This is a genomic window from Pseudoalteromonas sp. NGC95 (assembly GCF_015864705.1).
In the GTDB taxonomy this organism is placed as follows: Bacteria; Pseudomonadota; Gammaproteobacteria; order Enterobacterales; family Alteromonadaceae; genus Pseudoalteromonas; species Pseudoalteromonas arctica.
On sequence record NZ_JADYWR010000011.1, the window covers coordinates 18,385 to 43,511 of the forward strand.

Annotated in this window: 21 protein-coding genes; 15 read left to right on the plus strand and 6 right to left on the minus strand. The window is 36.5% G+C overall.

Annotated features, from left to right (window positions below):
• Positions 1 to 33 precede the first annotated feature (33 nt).
• From I6E70_RS11570 to I6E70_RS11620, 11 genes are all read left to right on the plus strand, one after another.
• Positions 34 to 1,953, plus strand: a complete 1,920-nt coding sequence (locus I6E70_RS11570; protein WP_024609061.1) for a pilus assembly protein N-terminal domain-containing protein — start codon at positions 34 to 36, stop codon at positions 1,951 to 1,953.
• The gene (locus I6E70_RS11575) at positions 1,950 to 2,627 is read left to right on the plus strand and encodes a tetratricopeptide repeat protein (protein WP_197188759.1); all 678 of its coding nucleotides are present in this window, start codon (positions 1,950 to 1,952) and stop codon (positions 2,625 to 2,627) included. The genes I6E70_RS11570 and I6E70_RS11575 overlap by 4 nt, the downstream gene beginning before the upstream one ends.
• A gap of 376 nt (positions 2,628 to 3,003) precedes the next feature.
• Positions 3,004 to 3,393 (plus strand): hypothetical protein, encoded by a 390-nt coding sequence (locus I6E70_RS11580; protein WP_010552792.1) that lies wholly within the window; start codon positions 3,004 to 3,006, stop codon positions 3,391 to 3,393.
• 97 nt (positions 3,394 to 3,490) lie between these two features.
• On the plus strand, positions 3,491 to 4,258 hold the full coding sequence (locus I6E70_RS11585; RefSeq protein WP_007586678.1) for a hypothetical protein: 768 nt from the start codon (positions 3,491 to 3,493) through the stop codon (positions 4,256 to 4,258).
• Positions 4,259 to 4,264: 6 nt separating this feature from the next.
• The gene (locus I6E70_RS11590; protein WP_010552794.1) at positions 4,265 to 5,563 is read left to right on the plus strand and encodes a CpaF family protein; all 1,299 of its coding nucleotides are present in this window, start codon (positions 4,265 to 4,267) and stop codon (positions 5,561 to 5,563) included.
• Positions 5,556 to 6,431, plus strand: a complete 876-nt coding sequence (locus I6E70_RS11595) for a type II secretion system F family protein (RefSeq protein ID WP_121955001.1) — start codon at positions 5,556 to 5,558, stop codon at positions 6,429 to 6,431. The genes I6E70_RS11590 and I6E70_RS11595 overlap by 8 nt, the downstream gene beginning before the upstream one ends.
• A complete protein-coding gene (locus I6E70_RS11600; protein WP_197188760.1) occupies positions 6,428 to 7,243 on the plus strand; it encodes a type II secretion system F family protein in 816 nt (271 codons plus the stop codon). The genes I6E70_RS11595 and I6E70_RS11600 overlap by 4 nt, the downstream gene beginning before the upstream one ends.
• 9 nt (positions 7,244 to 7,252) lie before the next feature.
• Positions 7,253 to 8,419, plus strand: coding sequence for a hypothetical protein (locus I6E70_RS11605; protein ID WP_165726040.1), 1,167 nt, complete (start codon positions 7,253 to 7,255; stop codon positions 8,417 to 8,419).
• Positions 8,416 to 11,301, plus strand: a complete 2,886-nt coding sequence (locus I6E70_RS11610) for an ATP-binding response regulator (RefSeq protein ID WP_197188761.1) — start codon at positions 8,416 to 8,418, stop codon at positions 11,299 to 11,301. The genes I6E70_RS11605 and I6E70_RS11610 overlap by 4 nt, the downstream gene beginning before the upstream one ends.
• 37 nt (positions 11,302 to 11,338) lie before the next feature.
• Positions 11,339 to 11,764, plus strand: coding sequence for a response regulator (locus I6E70_RS11615; RefSeq protein WP_010552799.1), 426 nt, complete (start codon positions 11,339 to 11,341; stop codon positions 11,762 to 11,764).
• A gap of 460 nt (positions 11,765 to 12,224) precedes the next feature.
• Positions 12,225 to 13,049: an alpha/beta fold hydrolase gene (locus tag I6E70_RS11620; protein ID WP_197112801.1), complete on the plus strand. Its 825-nt coding sequence runs from the start codon at positions 12,225 to 12,227 to the stop codon at positions 13,047 to 13,049.
• A 420-nt stretch (positions 13,050 to 13,469) separates the two neighbouring features.
• Here I6E70_RS11620 and I6E70_RS11625 read toward each other — a convergent pair whose 3' ends face one another.
• The 6 genes from I6E70_RS11625 to I6E70_RS11650 all read right to left on the minus strand — a co-directional run bounded on the left by I6E70_RS11625 (position 13,470) and on the right by I6E70_RS11650 (position 20,327).
• Positions 13,470 to 14,429, minus strand: coding sequence for a sugar-binding transcriptional regulator (locus tag I6E70_RS11625; protein ID WP_002960874.1), 960 nt, complete (start codon positions 14,427 to 14,429; stop codon positions 13,470 to 13,472).
• 248 nt (positions 14,430 to 14,677) lie between these two features.
• Positions 14,678 to 15,679 (minus strand): ABC transporter ATP-binding protein, encoded by a 1,002-nt coding sequence (locus I6E70_RS11630; RefSeq protein WP_197188762.1) that lies wholly within the window; start codon positions 15,677 to 15,679, stop codon positions 14,678 to 14,680.
• 10 nt (positions 15,680 to 15,689) lie between these two features.
• Positions 15,690 to 16,520, minus strand: a complete 831-nt coding sequence (locus I6E70_RS11635; RefSeq protein WP_197188763.1) for a carbohydrate ABC transporter permease — start codon at positions 16,518 to 16,520, stop codon at positions 15,690 to 15,692.
• A gap of 2 nt (positions 16,521 to 16,522) precedes the next feature.
• Positions 16,523 to 17,395: a carbohydrate ABC transporter permease gene (locus tag I6E70_RS11640; RefSeq protein WP_002960879.1), complete on the minus strand. Its 873-nt coding sequence runs from the start codon at positions 17,393 to 17,395 to the stop codon at positions 16,523 to 16,525.
• Positions 17,396 to 17,541: 146 nt separating this feature from the next.
• On the minus strand, positions 17,542 to 18,846 hold the full coding sequence (locus tag I6E70_RS11645; RefSeq protein ID WP_197188764.1) for an ABC transporter substrate-binding protein: 1,305 nt from the start codon (positions 18,844 to 18,846) through the stop codon (positions 17,542 to 17,544).
• A 152-nt stretch (positions 18,847 to 18,998) separates the two neighbouring features.
• Positions 18,999 to 20,327, minus strand: coding sequence for a hypothetical protein (locus I6E70_RS11650; RefSeq protein WP_197188765.1), 1,329 nt, complete (start codon positions 20,325 to 20,327; stop codon positions 18,999 to 19,001).
• Positions 20,328 to 20,856: 529 nt separating this feature from the next.
• Between I6E70_RS11650 and I6E70_RS11655 the strand changes: the two genes are divergently transcribed.
• The 4 genes from I6E70_RS11655 to I6E70_RS11670 are packed head-to-tail and all read left to right on the plus strand — an operon-like array spanning position 20,857 to position 25,122.
• Positions 20,857 to 21,240: a response regulator gene (locus I6E70_RS11655; protein ID WP_007582739.1), complete on the plus strand. Its 384-nt coding sequence runs from the start codon at positions 20,857 to 20,859 to the stop codon at positions 21,238 to 21,240.
• Positions 21,241 to 21,253: 13 nt separating this feature from the next.
• A complete protein-coding gene (locus I6E70_RS11660) occupies positions 21,254 to 22,159 on the plus strand; it encodes an AAA family ATPase (protein ID WP_197188766.1) in 906 nt (301 codons plus the stop codon).
• Positions 22,160 to 22,165: 6 nt separating this feature from the next.
• Complete coding sequence (locus I6E70_RS11665; RefSeq protein ID WP_197188767.1) at positions 22,166 to 23,152, plus strand: DUF58 domain-containing protein; 987 nt, start codon at positions 22,166 to 22,168, stop codon at positions 23,150 to 23,152.
• On the plus strand, positions 23,152 to 25,122 hold the full coding sequence (locus I6E70_RS11670) for a transglutaminase family protein (protein WP_197188768.1): 1,971 nt from the start codon (positions 23,152 to 23,154) through the stop codon (positions 25,120 to 25,122). Before I6E70_RS11665 ends, I6E70_RS11670 begins: the two co-directional genes overlap by 1 nt.
• The last annotated feature ends 5 nt before the right edge of the window (positions 25,123 to 25,127 follow it).

Consider the following 25,127-nt stretch of genomic DNA (forward strand, 5'->3'; position numbering starts at 1 on the left):
ACCTATACAGTAAGCAAATTGAGGGAAAGGCTTATGTTAAAATTTATTTTTATACTATTACTAATATCTTTTACCGCTATGGGCAGTGAAAGTCATTTAGATTATATAGAAAATGCAAATGGTGAGCGGGTACAAAAAGTATCGCACTTAGTTAAATGGACGCATACTCGCTTTGTGTTTACCCGTGATATTTCTCGTATTGCACTTGGCCACGAAACAACACTTGATGTGAACGTGGTAAATGGCCGTGAGCTACTAATTTTAGCTAAAAAGTTGGGCCGTACATCTATGATGGTGTGGTACGACGATAAAAGCTCTGAAACATTTTTACTTGGCGTAACCGAAGACTACAGCGTACTAGAAAATGCCTTAAACGACATCCATCCTGACGTACAGCTAACCATAGCGCCTGATCGCCATGCTGTTGTATTACGTGGTGAAGTACCTACTATAAATTATCGTCATGCCGCTTATGAAGCTGCAAAAAACTACCTTTATGCCAGTAGCTCACAAGCATCACAACCCGTTATCACCTCAAATCCTAACCAAGGTATGTTTAATTCACTTGCTCAACGCTTGCAAGGCTTGGGTAACGCAAACGGCGGCAGCTCTCAAAACTCGAGTAAAGTCGCTATTATTAATTTAATAAAAGTAACTCAAGCACCCAAGCCTAAAGAAGAACGTATTAGCGAAGTAATAAAATCAATGGGCGCAGATAAAGTGACCATTAAACGCATCTCGGTTGATGAGTTATCAAATGACGACAACGATGTTTTTTTACTTTCCGGCTCTGTAAAAAACCAGATAGAGCTAGTGCGCTTATTAAATACAATTAATAAATTATTCGAACCAGAGCAAGCATTACAAACTCAGGGTTCTCCTCTTGATCCTAATAATTTAATGGGCGGCGCAACGCAGGATAAAAGTTCAGGTATTGAAGTACTTGCCAACGAGTCAGGCGGTTTAATAAATGATGCTACCTCAGGATTAAATTTAAGTAATGTGAGTTCTAATATTGCAAGAGCAACGTTGCTGTCAGTGGCTGGCGGTAAAGTTTTGTCGAGTATTGAAGTTGAAGATTTACCGCAAGTGCGTGTATCGGTGCAGCTATACGAAGTAAATCAACGTAGGTTAAAGCAATGGCGCCCAGATATTAGCGTGCTCTCTAATGGATATGAAAAAGAAGCGGGTTTATTTGGCCGTGACGGTATGACTAATCGCGAATCTGGCTCTGCAACAATAGAAAATGCGCTGCAATTAATTGGTGGTCAATTAACTAATAACTTACAGCTTTCTACCTCACAGTTTGCCATTGATATGTTATTTTCATTACTTGAACAAGAAGGTATATCGCGAACTCTTTCTCGCCCTACAATCACGGTTTTAGCCGGTGAAAGTGCCGTGTTTAAAGTCGGTGGTGAAGTACCTGTACCTACAAGTTATAGCCCATCTGGAATTACAAGCGGTCAGCAAGGTAGTAGTGGGTCGGTGTTTAGCGGTACAGAATTTAAATCATTTGGAGTTGAATTAAATGTACGCGCCATGGTTGACGACAAAGACAGAATAACACTTGATCTAAACCCAGTAATTTCATTACCCGATACCACGTTAACCGCCGAAATTGCACAAAGTACAGGCAGCAGTTTAAACAGCAGTGCATTTAATACACGCAGCATGCAAACATCAACACGTTTAAAAGACGGACAACCTCTTATTATTGGTGGCTTAATTAGCACCGATAACAATGCAAGCCACGACTTTGTACCTGATGGCAACGGCAATAGCATGCTAGGAAAGTTAAGCGAAACAACCAGCAAAAGTGAAAACAACCGCGAGCTTATAATTGTTGTAACTCCAAATCTGGTGCGTGAGCCAATTAATACATTACGTTCGTGGGAACAGGCAAATATAGACACCCAGGTACTTAGCTATATACAGGAGCAAGGGCTATGAGAATATTTTATATTATTTTACTGCTTACTTTATCGGGTTGCGCTCATATTGATTACAAGCCAACAGTAAATCCTTACAACGCGCTGGGTGACATCGTTAAAAAATACCAATTAAATGCCCAACCATTAAAGTGTGAAGGTATAAATGCAAGTAACTGTTTGAACCTAGTGCATGAGGTGAATCAATTAATGCTTGAACACCCCGATAACACGGCAATACTGTCGATATCGGCCTACGTACTTTATAAAAGTGGCCGTGCTAATCAATCTCAACAAGTTATAAACACTCTACTTAATAAAGCTAATCCACCATTAAATGCAATTACTTTAGGGGTTACGTTAGCAATAGAGCAAGGTAATTTAGCTAAAGCAAAAAGCATTGCTCAATACGGCGTAGATGTTTTTGGTACACATGCTTCACCATACCTGCAAATGGCCTCTATACATTATGCTCAGGGCAGTTACGTTATAGCTTCAAACTACTTAGAGCTTTCGGTTAAGTTTGGTTTAAATAGCACCGCCTATTTTTACCATAAAGGGTTAATTGAAGAAGCTAATACCAATAATTTATTGGCTTGTGGCTACTATGAGCAAGTTTTACGTGCAGAACCCACGCACAAAAAAACACTTGCTAGGCGCGGTAAACTCTCCGTTTTAGGTAATTGTTATTCTTAAGGCCTTCGGGCCTTTTTTTATACCTAAAATTTGGCATTATTAAGGAGCCAAAACCACTTTATTATTTATCAAAAATAGGAGTAAAGCTTACGCTCATCCTACGTTTTATACGTAACCTCACAAGATTGCTTTTAATATTTACTCCTTACACTATCCATCAGTTTTAATAATACTTTCAATAACGTAAACCTAGCATTAAGTATCTAAAAATTATTTTTTAATATTGATTTGCATTTTGCAAATCAAAAATGAAAACATCTAATAAACAATAACCATTAAAAACATAACCAACTGTATTTAATGGTTATTTATAGCTGGCATGGTCCTCGCAATATGTAAAGTGAGCATAAGCTCTTCTAATTTAAAGGCTACGATTATGAAAACTATTAAACATAACTTAAATAGCAAAAAGCAAAAAGGTTTTGTACTAACGTCAGAGCTAATCATTCTTTCTACTTCAATGGTAGCAGCACTTGTAATTGGTTTATCTACATTACGTGACTCGGTAACCAGTGAACTTGAAGATGTAGCTGAAGCAATTGGCTCACTTGACCAAAGCTATGTATTTGACGGCATGATTAACGCCGAAGGCACAGCTGAAGTGTCTGGCTCTGGGTTTGTGGATTCAGTTGATGTGTACGCAGGCGATGGCAGTTCATTCACTTTTGTTGCATCAGACTTTAGTGAAAGTGCCGCACTTGTTAATGCAACACCAAGCGGCGATGCTGCAACACGTACAGCAGCAGGCGGTTCACAAGGTAACTAACGCAAGGTACCCAATATAAGGCAACCAGGTTTGAATACCAAGCTTAAGGCTCACTGCCACAAAAGTGTGGCAGTGAAAGTTACTCTGGAGGAATATTATGAAAAGTAAAAGTAACAAAGGCGCAACCACTGCGGCTCTCACATTACTCATCACCTCTGGCATGTTAGCTTCGGCTTTGGGCATTAGACAGGTAAACGATGAAAATAGCGTAACAGCCTGGGTAGTAAACAAAAATATGTCAGCCGGTCAAACAGTAACCGTTCACGATGTAGAGCAAAAAAGTATAGATCCAAGTAACTATTCAAATATTGCACTGAGCGTTCAAAACCCACGTGCATTAATTGGTCAAAAATTAGCAACTAACAAAATGGTTGAACAACCCTTGTTCGACACCGATTTTATTAGAGCGAAAAGCCAAAATTTATCAGAAGCCATACCGGCAGGGCGTGTTTTATATACTTTAAAACTAAACACCTTAGATATTCCGCTTTCGCGCATACACAAAGGTGACCGACTCGACATAGTCGCTAAAACTAATCGCTTAGTAAGAACAGTTGCCCGTGATGTACAGCTTATTGGTGTTTCAAAAGGTCCTAAATCGCAAGCCGCTAAAAGTGGCGTAATGGATAATTTAGCTAAAGAGTCTAATTCTGCTGCGGGCGGTGTTTCATTAGTCCTTGCGGTACTTCCAAAAGATGTTTATTCGTTGGCGGGTATAGATAACGCCGACAAAGTTTCAATTATTGTGCATAGCGCTTATGACATTGAACAGGGTCGTTTGCAAAACTTTTCACGCTTACAAACCAGTCGCACAATCGAAGTGGTTAAAGGCGTTAAAAATGAAGCTGTATATGTAGCTAAGTGAGTTTTTATGTTTAATTTATCAAGCAAACATGAAGAAGTTCAAACCAGTTTAAGTACCTTTGAAGAGCTTAAAAAGCTATTGCACGATGCCGTTATCGAAGAGTACGAACAAGAGCCAACCGCGCTTTTATCAAGTAATGTTCTCGAAAAAATCTCTGCTTTGTGCAGTGAAATTCCACAATTTAATCAATCTTCATTTAACCAACATCAACAAGAGCAGGTTGTTCAGGCTGTATTTGATGAAATTCAAGGCCTGGGACCTATTGCACAGTTTATGCTGGACGATCAGGTAAGTGATATTTTAATAAACGACACGCAAGATATTTGGATTGATAAACAAGGCAAACTACTTTGCACAGCCAGTAAGTTTGATGACGAACGCCATTTACGCCGATTTGTTGATCGCTTACTTGATGGTTGTGGCCGACAAGTCAATGCGCTTATGCCAATTGTTGATGGCAAACTAAAAGATGGTAGCCGTGTTCATATTATTGTACCGCCTGCGTGTACCAGCGCAGCTATTGTGTCTATTCGTAAGTTTAACCATAAAAAAATAAACGATGACTTTTTAGTTAATAACCATTTTTTAGATAAAAACATCTTATCATTTTTAAAAAGTGCAGTTAAAACAGGCGTTAATATTTTAGTGTGTGGCAATGCCGGGGCTGGTAAAACGTCATTATTGAACGTACTTGCCAACTCAATTAATCCAAATGAACGTGTTGTAACCATTGAAGAAAGCGCTGAACTTAATTTGCATCACAACCACGTTGTGCAATTAGAAGCCCACGACACAAACAGCGATGGTAAAGGTGCAGTTAGCCTAAGAGATTTAGTAAAAGCAGCCCTTAGAATGCGCGCAGATAGAATAATTGTTGGAGAGGTACGCTCAGGCGAGGTAATCGATATGCTCCAAGCAATGAACTGTGGTCACCAAGGTTCGATGACGACCATACATGCTAACAGCGCAAATGATGCCGTTATTCGTTTATCTACCTTAGTGCAGTTACACAATGCACAACTGAGCGATACCCATACAAGTTCGCTAATCGCGTCGAGTATTCAACTTATTGTGCATGTTTCTCGCTCAACTAATGGCACCCGAACTCTAAAAAGTATTGGTGAAATTAAGCGTGTTAATGGCGGCGCACATTTTAGCCCGCTTTATAGTATTAACGAAGCAGAGCCAGTACAAAGTGAGTTAATAGATAACTCAAGTGTTATTGAGTTTATGAAAGGCCAAGGCGCAAATGCACAAGAATTAAAAGCATTACTGCACAATAACCCGGAGGCTAACAATGACTAAACTTGATTATTTATTAGCTATAGCGGCGGTTATAACCTTTGTACTTGCAGCTAGTGTGTTGGTTTCTTTGTATGCTAAAAATAAAAGCAACCAGAGCGCTAAAAAAGTAGATATTTTAGAAGAAAAAGACGTACTTACTTTGTCACTACGAGTGCTAGGCTTAAACATAAGTAACGCTTGGTTTATAAGCATGGCGTGTTCGCTCTCTAGTAGCTCATGGTTTTTAGCTAAATTATATTATCCAGAGGCATCAACCAGCGCGTTTATTATTTCAATCGTGGTTTTTGTAACCTGTTTTATAACTGTGATTGACTTGGCTCATTATAAATTAGCAAAATTTGAGCATCATTTTTTAGAATTTATTGAAACCGTACAATCGTGTTTAAGCACTGGGCTATCGCTACAGCAATCAATGCAGTTTGCTGATGAACATGCAGACCCATATATAAAAAAACAAAGCACCTTACTAATACAACGCATGAGCATGGGTAGTGATGCCGAAACGTCGTTTGCCCCTTTAATTGAAAGATACAACTGCGAAACCGTAAGATTGTTTGCTCATAGCATCATTACACATACACAAAGCCAGTGTGATTTAACCGATATGCTAAAAAGCGTATGCAACATGATGTCGCTTCGGACCCTCGACCGCCAACAGCTAAAAGCTAAGCTTTCGGGCACTAAATACGCTGCTGTATTTAGTGGTTTTTTACCTTACGCACTAATTCCTTTATTTAGCTATACCGATCCAACCTGGTTTGAACCATTATTAAACGACCCTAATGGGATTGCATTTATAACGGTTGCGCTTCTTTGTCAGCTATTTGGTTTTTTATGGCTACGCCTTAGCTTAAGGGTAACATTATGATTGATATACTTTTACTTATCGGACTTTTAGTAAGTATGGGGTCATTTATCCATATTCATAGGCAATCTCTTAAAGTTGAATTAGATAAACCCGATACTAAAAACATTAATTGGTATCCGCTAATCATCATCTCTAAACGTCAATTAAGACAAGCAGGAATTCAAATTAATAAAATATTAATAAGCCTGTACTGCTTCAAAGTGGCTGCTACTTTTAGTGTATTTACGGTTATAGAACTAACAGGTTATGAGCTGAGCCAATCGATTAAATTATTACTGTGTTTTATGTGTTTTTTTGCACCCGAATGCTGGTTTTTATTACGTAAAAATCAACGTCAAACCACTATTAATAATAGTTTAGAGTTTTTTTTACGGGTTTTACTGGTTTACATGCGCGCTGGATTTTCACTAGAGCGCTCATTTGCACTGGCGGTTGATCATGGATTAAGTCAAAAACACCCATTATACAAAGAGCTAAAGTTATTTTTATTCGAACTAAGCGCAGGTAAAGATCGTGAATTTGCATTTAATTCACTTTTTGAAAGAACCGGCGTATTAGGAATTAAAAAGCTCGCCAACTTAATGTTAATAGGGTCAAAACTTGGTACGCCACTTATCCAAGCAGTAGAGGCTCAACTTGAAGGCATAGCTCTAAAAAAGAACATTTTACTCGCTAAAAAAGTAAACAAAAAAGCGATGCACACAACCTTTCCCATTATCTTAATTTGTTTTCCGATGTTTTTGGTATTGGTGTTTTTTCCCGCAGCATTACAAGTAATGAACGTACTTAAAATGCTTGTAGAAGTGTTATAGGAGCCTGATATGAAAAAGCATTATCAACAAGGGTACATACTTACTATTGAGCTTATATTAATTATAACTATTTTAATTATTGGCTCAATTGGCGGGGTGATTTTAGTCAGGGATGCCCTTATTAAGCGCCATCAAACTAAGGTAGATAATCAAATTACTGTAGTCGACGCTAATAATAGACCACTCGGTATTGCTGTAAGTTTTGATGAGCACCAAGCACCACTCATTTTTTATACAGACCGTGGAGCAAACAACACGTACAGGGCATTAATAGGCATACGAGACGATAGGTTTACCTCGCGAGAAGCTGTTTATTACGATGCTCCAAATTGCCAAGGTAACCCGTGTTTAAAGGGCTTAAGTGACGAAGCAACAGACAGCCAAGGTGTTAGCAAGTTAAATAATACCGGTAATGTAAGTTATATAAATGCGCTGCAGCAAGGTCCAAATTATGCAATAGGGCAGTTAGGTAATACCGTTATTGGTCAGTTATTAAGAAGCACGCCACAACAATGCCCAGCTAATAGTGAACAAATTCTATCTCGTTATGTATCGCAAAAAGTAGTAACAGGCTCACCTTGTGAAAGCTTTGAAATAGATAAGCAGCCGGCCGACAGCAGTTGTTTAGTTGGGGTAACAGCTCTAGGTAATCCACTTTTAGGTACAAGCGATCAAGGTTTATCGCAATCGTGTGATACATGCCAAACGGGGTACGAATCGCAAGGTGACATACTTGATTTATATTTACCTCAGGTAGAACCGCTTTTAAATACAGCCCTTAATGCGCTGTCATTAGTTGGTATTGGAACAAGTGTTGATATAGAGCTAGGCACTATATGCTGCCCAGAAGGGACACGCTTAGAAGAAGATGAAAACATTGTAGAGACACTCGTCTTCACTATTTTACAAACTACATTTGACCTCGCCGGTATTGATTTAGTAAATAACCTTATTATTAGTGAAACACTGAGCTTAATAGGGATTGAGCCAGGCATTACATATTGCAAAACATCACTTAATTTAGTTAATGCAGAACAAGTAATTAATATCACTACAGGCGAACCTGCACTTAGTAGCTTAACACCACCATTTAAAGTTTTACTGCCAGTACATAGCGGCCAAAACAGTACAACGTGGATACATACTCCCCCAAAAGGGGAAGGAGAACGTCAATGAACGCCTCAAATATATTTACCTCACATGCTAATGTAGCAGATACACAAACTGATGAAATATCAACAGAAATTAAAGAAACGCTAACACTACTAAAACAGTTTTATGATGTTTCAATTGTTAAATTTATCGATTTTAGAGAAGTTTATTCAAAGCAGTTAATAACCTGCAGCGATAAAGAAAGCGTCGAAAATGAGTTATTAAGCTATCAAAAACGCTGTACACAAGAAAAACTATATCTATTTGAAGATACTTTTTTTGATGATGTATCAAACAACACGCACAAATTAATTCGTTTTTATGCACAATATCCAATTTATAGTGTCACTAATAAATTAATTGGCGTAGTGCTGATGGCCGATTTAGCACCTAAAACATTAATAGGTTCACAAAAAGATCAGTTTATTTCATTTGCTCAATTATTACAGACACAGTTAAATAAAAATTCAGATTCAGTAAGTAATCAAAGTACTAAGCCTGCGAAAAAAAATTATGGTGAAAAGTATATTCATGTATTTAGTTTAGCGCCCGTCGCATTTTTAATTTCATTAGTATTATGCTCATTCACTGCATTACTTCTTTATACTATTGAAAAAAAGGAGCTGCAAAGTAACTACAATCAACAAACCCAGCAATTACGTAAAACGTTATTTAATGCATTAGAGCGATTTGATAATCAAGGATTGTATATATCTCAAAAAGATTTAGTTATTGCAGGCTTTTTACAAAGCCAAAATAACTATACAAAAGAGCAGCTTAACAATTTAGTGCAGAGTCAGGTTTCACAAAATTTAACTTACAAAGGGTATGTTGTGTTTGATTCTGAGTATAACCAGCTTGCACTTTGGTCAAAAAATAATTTTGATTTAGCCGCGTATGGGTTTACAAACTGGTTAGAAAAATTTAATAAAAGAGCAAATAAACAAGCAGTAGAAGTATTTACGGTTGCTGATACGGCCTTCTTAATTTCTGAAATAAAAATAAAACAAGGTTCTATTTATACGCTTACAGCATTTGATTTAAGTAAGTTTTTAAAAGCCGTTATTGGCAAATTAAACACTGAAAATTATAACGTTTTTATAGCAACACCACAGTTTACTTTAGGAAAACAAGGAGAAGTAAACCCGAGTATAATTAAAAATAGTATTAGCGCTTTAAGCAGTCGTTTCCCTCCTACTTGGCGCTTGCATGTGCAACCAATGAATAAAATAGTACGACCACAAATAACTAAATACAGTTTAATTAGATTAGGGTTAATCTCTTTTTGTGTATTCGCGTTTGTGTATTATTTTTTACGTTTGCCAAGGCGTTTACACAGTGAAATAAAACAAAAAAATCAGTTAATACTCAATAGAGAAGAGCTTTTTTCAAGTTCTCTGGATGCACTGCCGCATGGGTTTGCTATTTTTAATAGCCACGAATTTCCTGTGATTACCAACAATGCTTTTAATCTTTTATTTGCACAGGTGAATAAACAAAATAGTCAGCTATCGTATAGCCAGCTGATAAGTATTGCGCAGCAGCATAATATTATAAATCACTACCACGAACATCATAAGCTTGATGATGACCGTAACCAATTAATAGATATAGGTTTTACAGACGGGAAGTGGATAACTGTATTACAAAGACATACAGATTTTAATGGTTTCGTTTGCTACTTTAGAGATGATACAGAGGCACATCAAAAAGAATGTTTACTCGCTGATGTTCTCGAAAAATCAAAACAGACAAATCAATTAAAAGAAAAATTTGTTACAAGGCTTAGCCGTCAGTTAAAAACGCCTTTATCATCTTTAAAGTCATTAGTTGAAATATCTAAAGATCCAATAAGCTTTAACGAATTTAAAAATAATGTGGGGAATATTTCTGATGCATGCGACCAGCTCGAAAGTGTAATTCAGCAACTCGTAAATATAAATAAATCGGAAATAGGTAAGTTAAAGCTTCAGGCCAAAAACGTAAACCTAAATCAAATGATCAATAATAATATGTCGATTTTAGCTAAAGAGGCTGAAAATAAAAGAATCGTTCTTAAAAATAATATTACGCCTGAATTAACGGTCGCAAGCGATGAAAAGTTAATTTCTCAATTGGTTATTCAATTAGTGACTGAGGTTTTGGATTCATCAAATAATACAACGCTTTCAATTAACGCTCAGATTAAAAATGAAAGTAAACGTAATTACTTATACCTCGATTTTTCATTAAGTAATTTGATCGACAGTAGTAACTTTATAACTGAGCTTAAAAGTATATCGGGTGATGATATAACGCGCTTTATAGATGATAAAGACGTGTCATTAGAGTTAAAGTTTTTTATTTCAATATTTAAAATGTTAGGTGGTAAAGCGATAACGGTAAGTAGTAACGCGAATAAATCAACGATATCACTTTCTATGTTGGTCAACATAGCAACCAAACAAAGTAAAGGTAAAGACAACGAGCAAGAAGTACCAAGTAGCTCGTTAACAAATAATGATTTAGTAAAAGCGAGTTTAGTAACTAACAAACACCAAAACACGCTATTACTGGTTGATGACGATCCTCTTGTTGAGATTGTAATTAGAGCGATGCTAAAAAATGAGAATATTAAAATAGATTACGCGCGCAGTGCAATAGAAGCGATGTTGATGGTATCGCAAAACAGTTACGACATTATTTTAATGGACATAGTAATGCCAGAATTGTCGGGAACTGACGCTATGTTAAAAATTAAAAAACACAGTGACAATTTGAAAACTAAAATAATTGCTCATACATCGACACCCGATACAGATTCAAAATACGTTAACCAGGGCTTTGATGACATGCTATTAAAACCAGTAAAACAAGGTGTATTAATAAATCAAATAACACGCATTTTAAAAGATAAATCGTTATAAATTAGCGTATATTACTGGAACAGTAATGAGGTAAAACATGAAAAACACTATTGAAAATATGGCTGAAGTTATCGAGTTTAAAGTAACGCCAATAAATAAAACTAAACGACTGCTTTTAGTAGATGATGACTTGCTAATAGAAATAGTAATTAGAAAAATGCTTAACGAAGAAAATATTTTAATAGATTTCGCATCAAGTGCTATAGAGGCGCTACTTATGGTTTCTCAAAATATTTACGATATTATTTTAATGGATATAGTAATGCCGCAATTTACAGGCACCGACGCAATGCTAAAAATAAGAAAGCATGCTGACGCATCAGCAACAAAAATTATCGCTCATACATTTAGTGAAAACGAAAATAGTGATAACAAGTATGTGAAGCTTGGGTTTAACGGCTTGTTATTGAAGCCAGTTAAGCAAAGTGTATTAATAGAAAATATTAGATATTTTTTGGAATGATAAATAGAAACAGTAGGGCGGTTAACTATTTTTTATTTATAGCTTACTAAAAAGTTAAATTATAATTTTTGAAAGCACTAATATTTATTAGTGCTTTTGCGTATATGAACCATTAATGTATTTAAATTTGTAAAAGTTCTTTAATAAGAATAATTATTTCAAATTATTCCTTCAAAGTATTACAAACTACGCTTTTGTAATTGTTGCATGTATACGAGGCATCGTTTCACACTTCTTAAAGCGGTTTGATAATCACAATTATTAAACACTGCAATATTATAAAGTCAGTAAATTTATTTAGCCTAGAGCCCACGTAGCACAGGGGTTTAACTTTTAAAACATTAAGATTTTTTAATAACTAATAAATACTCATATTGGGACGGAATTTGCTTTATAAGGCTATATTCTAATTTTATAGTTTACTAAATATTATAATTTTTAAAGTTAAAGAGGCAAAATTATGAACAAGACACAGTACGTTACAGTAGAAGGTCATCAAATTGCTTATCAAGAAATGGGACAAGGAACACCTTTATTATTGATACACGGAATACCAACCAATAAATTTTTATGGCGAAATGTGATGCCAAAACTTGCATCAAAATATCGAGTAATAGCGCCTGATTTACTAAACTTTGGTGAATCTGATATGCCAATTAACACCGATGTATCTATAAATGCGCAATGTAGAATAATGTGTAAGTTTTTGGAAGAACTCGGTATTTCTAAAGTTAATATTGCTGCACATGATATTGGTGGTGGTGTTGCTCAATTAATGGCTGTAAATCATCCGGATAAAGTGAACGGGTTGGTTTTAATTGATAGTGTATGTTTTGACTCTTGGCCAATACCAGAATTTGAACCTTTGCTAGAACCAGGTGTAGAAGAAAAAACAACTGTAGCTGAATTTGTGGATACATTAAGAGATTTCATGCCCAAAGGTGTTTACGACTCGAGCGTAATGACTGAAGAGTTGATGAAAATATACTTAGCACCATGGAGTAATGAAAAAGGAAAAGCCGCTTTATTTAGTAACATGCGCAGGCTCAATAAAGAATATACCGAAGCTATTACAGGCGATCTTAAAAGCTTACCTCATGAAACACTCATAATATGGGGTAAAGAAGACAAGTTTCAAAAGCCAAAGTATGCGCCAATGTTAGAAGAAGCAATTCCAAATTCATCATTGATTTGGATAGATAAAGCCGCTCATTGGGTTATTGATGAACATCCAGATAAAGTGTCTGAGCTTATTAGTGAATTTATGAATAATAAAACATTCTAGTGAATTACTAGGTTTATTAAAAAGCTATTTGTTTCAATACGTTAAGTTTGATTGGGTAAAGTGGCGAATAGGCAATCATTGTAATACCGCTTGATTATATTAATAACCAAGCGGTATTTTTATATGTTCAAGAAGCTAATACCGTAAATGGGTAAGGCACTAACTATTAAGATAAGTAGGTTAATGCTTATTAAACAGTCAAAATATCGCGTTTATACGTTAATTAATGAAGGTGAGTAACTTGGTTATGTATTTATTTATGCTATTTAACATAATATAAATTATAGGTAGTTAATGTATATATAGTAAGAGCGCTTAAATGCGCCCTTACTATGTCCAATACTAGACGGTATCGGACATTAAGTGATTTTATTACAATAACAGATATTACTAATACAGATACTTTATTTATCAATTTGTTTAATCAATACTTAATAAACGCTCAGCTGTATATTCGTTAGTAATTAATCCGCTGATCATGTTTGACCTTACTGCGCCCAAAATGGCTAACACTTTTTCTTCACCAGCAGCTATCGCATAAATCTGTTTGTTAGCATTTGTTTTTAATGGCGTACTTGCTACACGCTGATTAACTGTGCAATCTAAAAGCTTACCGTTTTTATCAAACACCCAACTAATCATTTCACCAACGGCACCAAGATCTTGTAACTCTTTAAGTTCTTGCGCATCAATAAAACCATCTATATGTAATGGCGATTTTTCACCTAAGCTACCAATACCCACAAATGTTACATCGGCATCTTTAGCGAGTTTTAAATTACCGGTAATATTTTGTTGTGCATGTAACTGTTCTTTTTCTTCAATACTTCTTGGTAAAACTGGCAATGGCATTGGGTAATGTTTTGCATTGGTGTGTTCGGCCATTCTTACTACAACATCATAAGGTGAAGCCGATCCATCCAAAGCCATATTACCTAGCATTGCTACAATTTTATGTTGCGGACAATCAACAGTTCTTAGCTCATCTACACATGAACGTAAAACTCGACCGGTTCCCATAGCAAGTACTTTGGGTTGTTCTGATTTTAAATGACGTTCTATTTCAGCCGCGCCAGCTTGAGCCAAACCTAATGTAGACGATGGTTCAGACGGATCGCTCGGTACAACTTCGCACGAATCTAACCCAAAACGGCTTTTTAATTTTTCGGCCAAATCCATACATTTGGCAATCGGGTGGTCAAGTCTAACTTTAATTAGACCTTGGCTCACAGATAATGCGACCATTCTTTGTGCAGATTGACGAGATATATTTAGCTTTTTAGCAATTTCATCTTGTGTGTTACCGCCAACATAATATAACCACCCTGCTCTGGCTGCATCATCTAGCTTTCTAATTTCTGTATTTGATAGCTTTACCACGTAAACCTCTTAAAATATAAGGAAAACTAAATCCTTATTTTCATTACATAATTTTAATTATATGTGCTGCTATATAAATTATTTTATTAATTTTGGAATATCTATTTATCAATAACGTTTTTGTTATTTATAATTGTAAATATACCATTCCTTAATAAAAAATACCTAGGTTTCATAGGATTATGTAATTAGAATTTAGTTAATAGCACCCTTATAAAGGTGCTATTTAAGGTAATTAAAAATTGGCTTTAGCGAATAGTTAAACCGTTATTATCAAACTTTAATACTTTATCTGCCGGTGCGCTTAGGTAAATACTGTCGCCATATTTTAATGGGCAATCACCATCCGCTTTTACTGTTACGGTCCCTTTGCCTTCAATATTTATATGTAAAAAGCTCTCCGATCCTAAATGCTCAATTACACCTACAGTTCCAGTCCAAGTACCTTGCTCAGTAGAGAGTGTTATATGCTCTGGTCGTATACCAATACAGCTAACATTCGCATCTTCATTTTGTGGAGCATCTATAAAATTCATTTTTGGCGAACCAATAAAACCAGCTACAAATTTGTTTACAGGGTTTTTATAAAGTTCTAAAGGTGTGCCTACTTGTTCAATAATACCGGCATTAAATACCGCGATTCTATCTGCCATTGTCATGGCTTCAACCTGATCGTGTGTAACATAAATCATTGTTGTAGCTAAACTTTTATGTAATTCAGATATTTCTAAACGCATATTTACACGTAGTGACGCATCAAGATTCGAAAGTGGTTCGTCAAATAAAAATGCCGAAGGCTGACGAACAATTACGCGCCCTATCGCTACACGCTGGCGCTGACCGCCCGATAATTGCCCAGGCTTTCGGTCTAAATAATCAGTTAAATTTAGAATTTTAGCGGCGTTAGCAATTTTACTTTCGATTTCTGCAGGGCTTACCTTGGCTCTTTTTAAAGGAAAAGCAATATTGTTACGCACTGTCATATGCGGATACAACGCATAGGATTGAAACACCATTGCTAAGCCTCTTTTTGCAGGCGGTGTTTTTGTAGCGTCAATGCCATCAATTTCTATATTACCACTGGTGGTATCTTCAAGACCTGCGATCATACGAAGTAATGTAGATTTACCACAGCCCGACGGACCGACAAAAACGATAAACTCACCGTCTTTAATTTCTAAGTCGAGCGGTTTAATTACGTTTACTTCATCAAAGTTTTTAGTGACTTGTTTTAGTGTGATGCTGCCCATGTGTATTCTCCTATTTTACTGCGCCGAAACTTAATCCACGCACTAATTGTTTTTGACTAAACCAACCAAGTATTAAAATTGGCACAATGGCCATGGCAGATGCTGCCGATAACTTAGCGTAAAATAACCCCTCAGGGCTTGAGTAACTGGCAATAAATGCCGTTAAAGGTGCAGCATTTGCAGCGGTTAAAATAAGTGTCCAAAACGCTTCGTTCCACGATAAAATAACATTTAGCAATAACGTTGAGGCTATACCTGGTAAGGCTATTGGCAATAAAACATGAAATATTTCTTCACCAATTGTTGCGCCATCCATACGTGAAGCTTCAAGTATTTCGTTTGGTATTTCTCTAAAGTAGGTGTAAAGCATCCATACCATTATTGGTAAGTTAATGAGTGTCATTACAATCACTAAACCTAATTTTGTATCGAGTAACGCAAAGTCACGAAACAATAAATAAATCGGAATAAGTACGCCTACTGGCGGTAACATTTTGGTTGAAAGCATCCACATTAATAAATGCTTTGTTTTTTTAGTTTGTACAAAAGCCATAGACCACGCAGCAGGTACAGCAATTAATAACCCCAGTAAACTTGAACCTAGCGATATAACTACAGAGTTCCAAAAATGGGTAAAGTATGGTGAACGCGACAGTACATCGCGGTAATTTTCGAGTGTCCAATCGAATGCATATAAGCTTGGGCTTGCTGAAATTGCTTCGGCTTCCGTTTTAAAACTGGTGATGAGCATCCATAAAATTGGAAAGAAAATCATACCGCTTATTGTCCATGCAGCAATGGTATAAATTAGTTTGGAACGACGGCTATCTTTTATAGTCATAATTAACCCTCCAAGTTTTTGCCAATTAAGCGCATTAAAAATATAGCGACTATATTTGCAATAATAACTGCAACTATGCCCCCTGCCGAACCGCCGCCTACATCAAATTGAAGTAGTGATTGCGTGTAAATTAAGTACGTTATATTGGTCGACGAATAACCAGGGCCGCCACTAGTTGTAACTAATATTTCAGCAAAAATTGACAGTAAAAATATAGTTTCGATTAAAATAACCGCAGTTACAGCACGCGATAAATGCGGTAAAACGATGTAAAAAAACTTACTAAATGGGCCTGCTCCGTCCAAATCAGCCGCTTCTAATTGCTCGCGGTCTAATGATTGTATTGCTGTTAGTAGTATTAATGCTGCAAACGGTAACCACTGCCAAGACACAATTATGATGATTGAAAATAACGGCATTTGAGCAAAAAAGTCGATAGGTTCAAAGCCAAGCCAAATCGCGAAATGTGCAAATAAGCCATTAACTGGGTTCATTAGCATGTTTTTCCATACCAATGCCGACACAGTTGGCATTACAAAAAATGGGGCTAGCACCATAATGCGAACATAGTTTCGTCCCCATATTGCTTGGTCTAGTAAAATAGCTAAGCCAATACCACCACAAATAGTGATAAGTAAAACCCCAGTTACTAAGTAAAGCGTGTTAAAAAATGATTCAAAAAAAGCCGGATCAGTTAGAAAAAACTCATAGTTTAAAAAGCCTACAAACTCTTTATCCCCAGGAACGAGTAAGTTGTAATCAATAAATGAAAAATACAGTGTCATACACAGCGGAACTATCATCCAAGCAAGTAATAAAATTACACTAGGAAGAAGCATAAACCGAGCAAGCGTGCGCGAGTTAGTTGTTGCCATAAAGGTGACCTTAAAAAAGCCAATTCTATTTACTTGTTAACTATCAAGTGAAAATCAGAAACCCTTGATAGTGTTTATAACTAACAAGTAAATAGAATTGACATAAAATATTGGGTAAGTTTGAGTACTTACCCGCCCATTACATGCTATTTAGGATAGCGAGCTTTACGCATTGTTCGCTCAACGAGGTGCTGAGACGTACTAAGCGCTTGCTTAACGGTCATTTGGCCAGTTAATGCTGCTGAAAATTGTTGCCCAACAGCTGTACCAATTCCTTGAAACTCAGGAATAGCAACAAACTGAATACCTACATAAGGCACCGGTTTAACGGTTGGATTTTTAGGATCTGCAGATTGAATAGAATCTAAGGTAATTTGCGCAAACGGTGCTGCGTCCATGTACTTTTGATTACTGTAAAGTGATTTACGTGTACCTGGCGGTACTTTTGCCCAACCTTTTTTGTCGGCTACAAGTCGAGTGTATTCTTTAGATGTTGCCCAGCTAATAAATTTCATTGCGGCATCTGGTTTTTTGCTGCTTGCCGGTACGGCTAAAGTCCAAGACCATAACCAATTACCGCGTTTACCTAGGCCGTTATCTGGCGCAAGTGCAAACCCTACTTTATCGGCAACTTCTGAGTCTTTTTTGTTGGTAACAAATGCGCCTGCAACGGTTGCATCAATCCAAATACCACATTTTCCGGTTTGAAATAGTGCAAGATTTTCATTAAACCCGTTTGCAGATGAACCAGCAGGTCCCGACTCTTTCATTACATCGACATAATACTGAAGGGTATTTTCCCACTCTGGGGTATTAAACTGTGGCTTCCAGTTTTCATCAAACCAACGCGCACCAAACGAATTAGCCATGGATGTAATAAGCGCAACGTTTTCGCCCCAACCTGCTTTACCACGTAAACAAAGACCATAAACACCTTCTTTTTTATCTGTCACCGCTTTAGCAGCTTTGCGTATAAAGTCCCATGTTGGTGCTTTAGGCATAGTTAGCCCTGCTTTTTCCATTAAGTCAGTGCGGTACATAACCATTGAACTTTCACCATAAAATGGTGCAGCATAAAGCTTATCGTTAATCGTTAAACCGCTTCGGATTGCCGGAATTAAATCGTCTAAATCGTAGTTTTCACCTAAATTATCCAGCTCTTTTAGCCAATTTTGCTTGCCCCAAATTGGTACTTCATAAGTACCTATGGTCATAACATCGTATTGTCCGCCTTTTGTTGCAACATCGGTAGTGACACGTTGGCGAAGAATGTTTTCCTCTAGAGTGACCCATTTTAGATCTATATCAGGGTTTTGGCTGGTAAAGTTACTGCTTAATTCTTTCATGGTGATCATGTCACCGTTGTTAACAGTCGCTATTGTAATTGTTTCTTTTGCCGCAGCGCCCATGCTTATAAAGCCACACGCGAGCATAATTAATTTATTTTTCATCGGGTATTCCCCATACACATTATGTTTTAACAAGTGCTATTAAATTTCAATCTATTACCAATTCTATTTATGGCAGTTTTAACGCATAAAACTGCCCGCAAAGTGCCTTTTTAGGTCCTTTGTATAAATAGTTAGACTATTTGGATAATGATTTAAAATTTAACAGATATTTCAGAAGTGAAGCCGTCAAATCCTTTACCGATTTGGCCGCCCGAATTAACACCTTCTTCTTGGTTAACATACTCAACTTTTAAAAGCGTTTTATCGTTAAACCAGTAACCTGCGGCTACTTGAATACGCTCTACTGTGTTGTCTGTTTGTTCAATTAAGTCGGAAGTGTTTTCGGCTTCTGCATAACGAGCCGCTACATATAGCTTTTTAGGGATTAGATATTGTTGTGCTTCAAACACGAAGTACTCAACCGATGAGTCGCCTTCTATTACACTGTTTGAATCAAAAGTAGTGCCATTTTCATCTACTATACCGTTTGTACCAAAGTAGGTAATACCGGCAACTGCATTACCAGCGGCATCTGCAAATGTGTAGTCATCAGATGATTTACCAACCATAAAAATTAAGCTAGTTTCGTCAGATGGCTGATAAGCTAAGTTAAGCTGGATGATTGATTGCTCAAGCCCTGGCATTGCACCAACGTGAGTGTCACGCTCGTTCGAAGGTGACGCTGAGAAATTATAGTTTTCACCATCGCCAAAGCGATAGTTTGTTGTGGTTACACCATCAAGACTGGCTACACCATTTTCAAAACGTAACTGGTCGCCTTGATTCGCCTTTAATAAGTTTAAGCCTGCTTTAAAGCCACCTTCAAATTCTAGAGTACCTTGAAGTCGGTAGTTATAACCTCTGTCTTCTTGAAATGCTTCACCGAAACTTGAAGTCGTAATGTGACCTGTAACATTATAAGCACGTACTACACCACTATCGAAAGTTTCGCTGTAACTTAGCTGTGCACCGTTTTCTGCGGTTGCGTAATCGGTAATACCATTACCAATAAGTGCATTACTTTGGTTATCTGCGCCGTCTTGAAAGCCTTTAAATTGAAAAGGTGATCCACCAATGTTACCTAAACGCAGTGTTAAATTTGCGTTTTCTTTTGGTGTGCCATAAAGGCCTAGTAAGTCAAATTCAACACCTGCAAAATCGTTGTGAAATGAAAAGTCACGATCTTCGCCACCAAAGTCATTAGGCTCTTCTGCAATATCTATATCGGCAGTAATGAACTCGTTAATATGAAATTTAAGCATTAGATTTGCTCTAATACGGCCAAAACCTGATTCTTGTTCTTCATCTTCTGGACGAAATGCGCCGTCTTTAGCCTGAATTGACTGAAAGTTTTGCATTAGTAAAAAGTCTACGTCAACGCGATCTAAATATTCAGAAATATCAGCCTGTGCTGGAGCCGATGTAGCCATAGCTGCCGCTATGAGAGAAATTGCAAATTTAGTCTTTTTATTATTCAACATAATAAGCTCTTTATTTAGTGTGGTGTGTGATGCCAACTTTATTAAATTGCATATTCATTTAATGAAATTGGTATTAATTCAGTGTGTGTAGATGAGGCTTGCTGAGCAAAACATTAAATAGATAATGAAATTGCACTTGTGAGCATAAGCCCATCTGCTGAGCATAATCACAGAATGAATTTAGAAGGTCAACGATTTTTTATTACAAAACGTTTACAAAAAATCGAATTCATATGTAAATATTTTTGAATCAATAAGTTAAGTAGCAAATTTGTTACATCAAATTTTGAAGAAATAAAGTGTAGGATTAAGGGATTTATTGTAGATACGTCATTATTGTTCAATACAATTAATGAAAATATAAGTTAGTAGAAGATATGAGAGCAGATAATCCTTTAAAAATACGTTGTTGGGCAAACCTATAAACAGTTTATTTATTAGTGTTTTTTAAGTAACGTTCTTGAGCTTATGATGGGGTTAGCTTAGTATTAAAGCACTTAGATGTATTCAAAATAGAAGTAACCTACATATGGAATTTGTTCGCCCGCTGGAGCCCATCCTCATTATTGATGACGTTAAGGAAATTCGTGATTATCTAAACCAAATTTTAACTGACTTAGGGTTTGAAGATATATTAGAAAGCGCTGATTTTAGCTCTGCTAAACCTATTATGAACAATAAACCGCCAGGCGTTATATTTGTAGATGTAGATTTACCTGACTCTAACGGTGCAGATATATTGGAATACATTAATAGTGCTTACCCGCACACTCATGTTGTTATGTGCTCTGGCCACAATAGTCTCGAAAACGTACAAAACACGTGGGAAATGGGCGCTAAAGGCTTTATTGCAAAACCTTTCAATACAAAAAAAGTAGACACTGTAATGAAGCGTCTTGAAATAATAGAATAATAATAAGGTTAGCATGCATAGTACTGTTACTGCGATTATAGACGATCTTTCGAGTGTTATATTTGGTAAACAACAACAAATAAAACTGGCACTTACATGCTTATTTAGCGAAGGGCATTTACTCATTGAAGATTTGCCTGGCATGGGAAAAACCACTCTTTCTCATGCATTGTCAGCTGTGTTGGGTTTATCGTATCAGCGTATACAATTTACCAGTGATCTTCTGCCTGCTGATATTTTGGGTACTAATGTGTTTAACTCTACCGAGCACAGTTTTACGTTTCATAAAGGCCCTATTTTTAGCCAAGTTGTTTTAGCTGATGAAATAAACCGCGCAGGACCCAAAACACAAAGTGCGTTGCTTGAAGCAATGGAAGAGCAACAAGTAACAGTTGATGGAAAAAAATATACGCTGCCAAATCCATTTTTTGTGATAGCAACACAAAACCCGCTTTACCAATCAGGTACCTACCCGTTACCTGAGTCGCAATTAGACCGTTTTTTAATGCGTATTAGCTTAGGTTTTCCACCTAAAGAAGCCGAAAAACGCTTAATTTTGAATATGCAAAAACGAGATTACAGTCAGTTACCTAAGCGTATTAACCAACAAGAGTTAGCGGCAATTCAAACCCAGATAAGCCAAATTACTTTAAGTAGCCCGGTTATTGACTACATTATAGAGCTTGTTAATTACACACGCACAAGCAACGCTTTTGCATCTTCGTTATCACCGCGTGCCAGTATGGCTCTTGCTAAAGCGGCTAGGTCGTGGGCCTTTATTGATGGTCGTGATTTTGTAATGCCAGAAGATGTTCAAGCCGTATTTGCAAGTGTGTGTCAGCATCGATTAGGTTTGCATAATGATTCAGGTGAAGCGCAAGTAAACGATATTTTAAAAAACGTATTAGTTCCGGTATAAACTTTTATGCCAAAAAAAACAGCTAAGCGCCCTTCTTTATTTAAGTCATTTAAGCGAAGTGTATTTAATAAGTTATTAAAAAATAAGCATTTAAAAAACTCAATTACACTTGAACACAGAACAATTTATGTATTGCCATCGTCCCTAGGTTGGTACTTTGTAATTGTGGCTATTTTAAACTTTGTAATGGGCATTAATTATCAAAATAATTTAATTTTAATAATGTCTTATCTTATGTTTGTGGTGATGATTATTGCTGTATTAATGGGCTACAGTAACGCTAAAGGCTTAACGGTTAAATTTAAAGATGCATTTAACAGCTACGCACCCCAAAGACCGAGTATTGTATTTGAATTACGAAGCCCTTCACTAACCCAATCTATTAATTTAACATATCAAGGTAGTAAGCAAACTCACAAACATACCGACGAAGTTGATAGTAAGACTCAGTTACTTACACTCAACTTACCCTACGGCTCACGCGGTAAGTACTCAGTGCAACGTATTAAAATAGCGAGTAACTATCCCTTTGGTTTAATAACTGTTTGGAGCTACATTCAATTACAAGAAGATGTATTTGTATACCCGTCGCTTGAACAAGTACACAGTGATGCGCATGTTTCTATGTGTGATGAGCAAGCCGATAAAGGTATTTCTACACAATCTGGTAGCGAAGAGTTTGAGTCGTTAATCCCACACTTACCTGAAATGGGCTTGCAAAGAGTCTCTTGGAAGCATTACGCAAAAACACAGCAGTTGTTAGTTAAAGAGTTTGTAGACTTTAAAACAGCGAATGCGCTCTTCGATTTTACGTTGATGAATGGAGATACAGAACAACGTTTAAGCCAGTTATGCTTTTTAGTGTGTGAAGCAACCGAGAAAAACACCCCTTTTATGTTAAAGCTACCGAATAAAACAATAAATACAAATACCGGACAGCAACATAAGCAGCAATGCTTAGAATTATTATGCTCATTTAATGGTGATGTGTAATGGACATACTTAAAAACGAAAAAGTAATAAATTATTCGCTGTCTTTTATATATGCATGTTTAATTGTATTTTTTGTATCACATTTACCGCTTGCTTTTGTAGGTGTACTTTCACTTATTTGTGCATGGAACTTTTACATAACGCTGAGTAATAAACCAAAGCCAAATGCTTGGCTGGCAAATATACTCGCAGGTGTGTCACTAGGTTTAATGCTCTACACCGTAGGCATGTCGGATACGGTTATTTTATTTGTGGCCATGCTGCTACTTGCTAGTTTATTTAAGCTGCTGCAGGCTAAAACCAAAAAACACTATCATGTAATTACAACGCTTACGTTTTTTTCACTCTCATCGGTGTATTTATTTAACCAAAGCATTTTAACGACTTTAACTGTAAGTGGTTTATACATATTAAACTTTGCAGTACTTGGCTTACTCGAATCCAAACATAATTTAAAAATAGCCTCTAAGCAAAGTGGTAAATTACTACTTTTAGCACTTCCTTTAGCTATATTTTTACTGCTTTTTTTACCAAAAATGCCCGCCTTTTGGCAGCTTCCTGGGCCTAAGCTTGCAAAAACAGGGCTTTCTGAACAAGTCGACCCATTCGATATTGCAAAGCTTTCAAATTCTGACGAGCTTGTGTTTAGAGCTAAATTTAACGAAGAAAAACCTGTAGCGCCTTATTATTGGCGAGCAATAGTTCATGATGAATTTAATGGCAATGCGTGGTTTACGTCTGACTTTTTAAAATATAATAATCTAAAAACAAATACCCAGAGCGAAAATAATGAGCAACTTATTGCAAGCTACTCAGTTATTACAGAGCCTGCTACACAAAAATGGCTCTATGGTTTAGCGTATTCCAGTAGTAACTCACCAAGTGTTGAAAGTAATTCGCTAGGCTTATTGCGTAAAAAAAGTCGTCAAGCTAAAAACTTACAATACGATGTAAATAGCTTTAACTTCACAGCTTTACCGCTTGGCGAATTTGAAGAAAAACGCTACAAATACCTCGCTTATAAAAAGAATGTAAAAACATCATCACTTGCTAAAAACTTAAAGCAAAATACATACTCTGACCGCGATTTTTACAATAGCTTATTACAATACTTTGCAGGTACGGGATTTACTTATACGTTAACACCCACTCCTATGAGCGGTGATAATACAATTGATCAATTTTTATTTGAAAACCAACGTGGATTTTGTGGTCATTATGCAAGCGCCGCTGCGTACATTTTTAGAACCGCAGGTATACCCGCTCGATTAGTAAGTGGTTATTTAGGCGGTGAATTAAACCAAGATAATAATACGCTAACAGTTCGCCAGTACGACGCACATGCATGGGTAGAAGTATATTTACAAAACGAAGGTTGGGTTATTTTTGATGCAACCGCTGTTGTAGCACCGGAGCGTTTAAATGGCTCACTTTCGCAAAACGAAGAGCTGAATGACGAATTTAAAAGTAATCTTGATTTTGGTTTAGTGAGTTTAAGTAATTTCCCCGCTATTAATTGGTTAAGGTTGGAACTTGAAAATCTCGATTATCAATGGTCTAGCTGGGTACTTGGTTTTGACGAAGAAAAACAAAATGATTTTTTAAAATCAATTTTTGGTAGTAAAAACATTTGGCTTGTACCATTAATGGTTTTATTAACAGCTGGTTTTTGTTTTGTAAGTTATTTTGTTTTTTTAAACTTACCAAAACGCCCGGCTAAATTAGCGCCTATGGTTAAAGAATTTTATGAAGTAAAAGCATGGGCGAAAAAACAAAAAATAAATACACCCGATAATTTAACACCGAGTCAGCAGTTACATTTTTTTGCTGACAAATTCCCTCGTTCTGCACAATCTATAAACACATTTAGTCAGTTATTTAACCAAGTACGCTATGGTAAAAAACCTTTTACGAAAGAGCGTAAAACTCAGGCTAAAGATCTGATAAAATTAATTAAAATTTCCAAATAGAGAAT